5 protein-coding genes are annotated in these 3,794 nt (G+C 68.5%); 3 read left to right on the forward strand and 2 right to left on the reverse strand.

Going from position 1 to position 3,794, the window contains the following annotated elements; all coding sequences use genetic code 11:
* The 3 genes from BRAS3809_RS28510 to BRAS3809_RS28520 form a co-directional block, all read left to right on the forward strand.
* Positions 1 to 500, forward strand: a 500-nt coding sequence (locus tag BRAS3809_RS28510; RefSeq protein ID WP_035659176.1) for an isocitrate/isopropylmalate family dehydrogenase, incomplete at its 5' end; no start/stop codon positions are given.
* Positions 501 to 598: 98 nt separating this feature from the next.
* Positions 599 to 1,105 (forward strand): DUF3455 domain-containing protein, encoded by a 507-nt coding sequence (locus BRAS3809_RS28515; protein ID WP_008965478.1) that lies wholly within the window; start codon positions 599 to 601, stop codon positions 1,103 to 1,105.
* A 93-nt stretch (positions 1,106 to 1,198) separates the two neighbouring features.
* Positions 1,199 to 1,972 (forward strand): hypothetical protein, encoded by a 774-nt coding sequence (locus BRAS3809_RS28520; RefSeq protein ID WP_008965479.1) that lies wholly within the window; start codon positions 1,199 to 1,201, stop codon positions 1,970 to 1,972.
* Positions 1,973 to 2,039: 67 nt separating this feature from the next.
* Here the strand turns inward: BRAS3809_RS28520 and BRAS3809_RS28525 are convergent, their stop codons facing one another.
* Positions 2,040 to 3,332, reverse strand: a complete 1,293-nt coding sequence (locus tag BRAS3809_RS28525; RefSeq protein ID WP_035659180.1) for an NAD(P)/FAD-dependent oxidoreductase — start codon at positions 3,330 to 3,332, stop codon at positions 2,040 to 2,042.
* A 17-nt stretch (positions 3,333 to 3,349) separates the two neighbouring features.
* On the reverse strand, positions 3,350 to 3,794 hold a 445-nt coding region (locus BRAS3809_RS28530), incomplete at its 5' end, for an amino acid ABC transporter ATP-binding protein (RefSeq protein ID WP_035659183.1).

The following is a 3,794-nucleotide window of genomic DNA, read 5'->3' on the forward strand; positions in this document are numbered from 1 at the left end:
CCAAGAAGATCACCTATGAGCACCGCCTGATCGACGACATGGTCGCCGCGGCGCTGAAGTGGTCGGGCGGCTATGTCTGGGCCTGTAAGAACTATGACGGCGACGTGCAGTCCGACACCGTGGCCCAGGGCTACGGCTCGCTCGGCCTGATGACCTCGGTGCTGCTGACGCCGGACGGCAACACGGTGGAGGCCGAGGCCGCCCACGGCACGGTGACCCGCCATTATCGCGAGCACCAGAAGGGCAAGGAGACCTCGACCAACTCGATCGCCTCGATCTTCGCCTGGACCCGCGGCCTGTCGCACCGCGCCAAGCTCGACAACAATGCCGAGCTGGCGAAGTTCGCCTCCACCCTGGAGAAGGTCTGCGTCGACACCGTCGAGGCCGGCTACATGACCAAGGACCTCGCGCTGCTGGTCGGCGCCGACCAGCGCTGGCTGTCGACCACCGGCTTCCTCGACAAGATCGCCGAGAACCTCACCAAGGCGATGGCGGCGTAAGCTTCCCCACTTTCGCCTTCTGGTTTCGCCAATTTACTACGGGCTGCGCCACAAGCGCGGCCCGTTTTCGTTTTCTGCTGTCATTCGAGGAATTGACCATGCGCGAGATCCCGACGCTGTCGCTGTTGCTGTTGGGTGCCCTGACGGTTCAGGCCCGGGCGGCCGAGACCGCGATCCCCGACGCCCTGATCGCAGCCGGCGAGAAGCCGGCGCTGACGCTGCACGCCGAGGGCGCCCAGGTCTACGAATGCAAGACGGACAAGGACGGCAAGCTCGCCTGGGGCTTCCGCGAGCCGATCGCCACGCTGGTCGAGGACGGCAAGACCGTCGGCCGCCACTATGCCGGCCCGAGCTGGGAGCACCAGGACGGCTCGATCGTCGGCGGCCGGGTGGTCGGCACCGCGGTCGGCGCGACCGACAACGACATTCCCTGGCTGAAGCTCGCCGTCGTCTCGCACCGCGGCGGCAAGGGCGTCCTGTCCGAGGTCACGACGGTGCAGCGGATCAACACCGCGGGCGGCAAGCTCGAGGGCGCCTGCGACACTGCCGGGCAGCTCCGCAGCGTCGCCTATGCCGCGGACTACGTCTTCCTGCGCAAGGAGTGAGCGGATGCGACAGCGCCTTGCCGGGAGGTCTCAAAGCCAAGCTCGGGGCGCGTCCGCGACGCACGCCTCGCCTGATGCCACGGAGGATGGCGGATGACGTCACCACTCGTCGACTGGCCGCGCCCGCATTTCGCCAAGGGCGGCAAGAACCCCTTCGTCTTCTATGTGGTCTATGGCTGGGTGGATATCGACCGCCCGTTCTCCCGCAGTGCCTATCGGTCCCGCGGCCTTCCCGATGGCATCGATCTCACGGGCTATGGCCCGACCATCCAGCCCATGGTGGTCTCGCAATTTCGCACCGGCTATGGCTGGGGCAGGCTCGTCGCACAGGATCCTGATCTGGCGGCGGTCGTCGCGGCGCAGGATTTCTGCCTCGTCATCCGGGGCGACGTCACCGATCCGCCGTCGCTGAGCTATTTTCGTGACCTGATCGGGCTCTTGACCTTCTGCCTCGATGCCGGCGGTGTCGCGATCTACGACCCGCAGATCCTGAAATGGTGGAGCCCGGCGGACTGGCGCGCCCGCGCGTTCGGCGTCGGACATTGCGAGCCGCGGCAGCACGTCGTCACCTTCGTCTCGCCGGAAAAAGACGGCACCGCGTGGTTTCACACCCGCGGCATGCGCAAGTTCGGCCGTCCCGATGTCAGCATTCACAACGTGCGCCCCGAGCACCGCGCCGCCATCATCGACCTCGTCAACCGCTTCATCGACCTGCTCGCCTTCGGCGGCCGGGTGCCGGACGGCCAGCCGATCCGGATGAGCACGCTGCCACAGGGCATGACCTGCTGGCACCGCGGCAGCGAGGACGATCCGGACTTCAACAACGAGCATCTCGAGATCCTGTGGCCTGAGGCCAAAGGCGGATAGCTGCCCGCTGCCACCCTGCAGCTGGATGGGACAAACCGACAGGACCTTGCAGCACACCCAGGACCGCTCAGAGCCCAAGCCGGTCCCGCACCCGTCCGGCGATGACAGCGCCGGTCACGGCGACGGGCCAGAACGCATGCAGCGCGATCGGCTTGATGCCGGTGACGGGCATGTCGATCGCGGCCTTGGCACCGCCGATCAGGCGACGCGCCAGCTGGGCCCCCATCGCGGTGGACAGCGCGACGCCGCGGCCGTTGCAGCCGAGCGAGATCAGGACGCTCTCGGCCGGCTCGTGCACATGCGGGTAGTGGTCCTTGGTGATCGCGAGCCGGCTGTTCCAGCCATGGGTCCAAGCCACGCCCTTGAGCTGCGGCCACAGCCGTTCGGCGTAGCGCATCAGATAGGCGACGTCGCCGGGCGAATTGATCCAGCGCATCGGACCGCGGCCGCCCATCAGCAGGCGATTGTTCTGGTCGATGCGGTAGTAGACCGTGATGTGGCCGCTCTCGTACAGCACCGAGCGCGTCGGCATGATCGCGCGCACGATCGCGTCAGGCAGCGGTGCCGTTGCGGCGATCGACGAGAACACCGGGATCACGGTCTGGCGCAACTCCGGCCAGAGATCCCCGGTGAAGCCGTTGGTGGCGATCAGCACCTTGTCGGCATGCACCACCGCGCGCGGCGTCTCGATCCGCCAGCGCGCGCCGTCCCGGCGCAGCGACAGCGCGGGCGTCTCGCCATGCACGGCAGCCCCGGCCGAGATCGCCGCCCGCGCCAGCCCGCGCGCGTAGTTCAGCGGATGCAGATCGCCGCCGCGCGCGTCGAACATGGCGCAGACATAGCGGTCGCTGCCGGTGACCTCGCGCAGCCTGTCACGGTCGTACAGCTCAACCGGCATGCCGCGGCGGATGCACTGCTCGGCGGTGCGCGCGATCGCCGCGGCGCTCGCGGGATGATAGGCGGCCCGCAGCGTGCCCTGCTGCCGCGCCTCGCAGGGGATCTGGTAACGGCGGATCAGGTCGTGGGTGAAGTTGGTCGTGCCGTAGGCGAAGTCGATCATGCGCCGGCCGAGATCGGCACCGAAATCGGCCTCGATCTGATCGGGGTCATGCTTGAGGCCGGGATTGGTATGGCCGCCATTGTTGCCGGAGGCGCCCCAGCCCGGCTCCTGCGCCTCGAGCACCACGCAATCCGTGCCCTGCTCCGCCAGATGCAGCGCCGTCGACAGGCCGGTGAAGCCGCCGCCGATGATCGCGACCGAAACCGTCCTGTCGGCGTCGAGCGGCGGCGTCGCCGCCGGCGCGACGGCGGTGTCGGCATAGACCGACGGCGGCAGTGGAAGGCGGACGGGGCTGGTCATGGCGGATCTCGCGAGCATCACAGCGGGTGCAGCACGCGGCGCAGAAAATCCTGCGTCCGCGGATGCTGCGGTTGATTGAGCATGGCCCTCGCGGGCCCCTGCTCCACGATGACGCCGCCGTCGATGAACAGCACGCGGTCGGCGACCTCGCGGGCGAAGCCGATCTCATGGGTGACGACCACCATCGTCATGCCGTCGTCGGCGAGCTTGCGCATCACCCCGAGCACGTCGCCGACCAGCTCGGGATCGAGCGCCGAGGTCGGCTCGTCGAACAGGATCGCCTTGGGCTGCATCGCGAGCGCGCGGGCAATGGCGACGCGCTGCTGCTGGCCGCCGGAGAGCTGAGGCGGATGCATGTCGGCCTTGTCGGCGAGCCCGACCTGGGCGAGCAGCGCCCGGCCGCGCTCCAGCGCCGCCGCGCGCGGCTCCTTCTTCACGTAGAGCGGGCCCTCGATGACATTG

The organism is Bradyrhizobium sp. STM 3809 (genome assembly GCF_000239795.1).
GTDB lineage: Bacteria > Pseudomonadota > Alphaproteobacteria > Rhizobiales > Xanthobacteraceae > Bradyrhizobium.

What these genes read in the sequence shown, in the direction of transcription:
- BRAS3809_RS28515 (WP_008965478.1), top strand. Translation starts at nt 599, where the DNA reads ATGCGCGAGATCCCGACGCTGTCGCTGTTGCTGTTGGGTGCCCTGACG.
- BRAS3809_RS28520 (WP_008965479.1), top strand. Translation starts at nt 1,199, where the DNA reads ATGACGTCACCACTCGTCGACTGGCCGCGCCCGCATTTCGCCAAGGGC.
- BRAS3809_RS28525 (WP_035659180.1), bottom strand. Translation starts at nt 3,332, where the DNA reads ATGACCAGCCCCGTCCGCCTTCCACTGCCGCCGTCGGTCTATGCCGAC.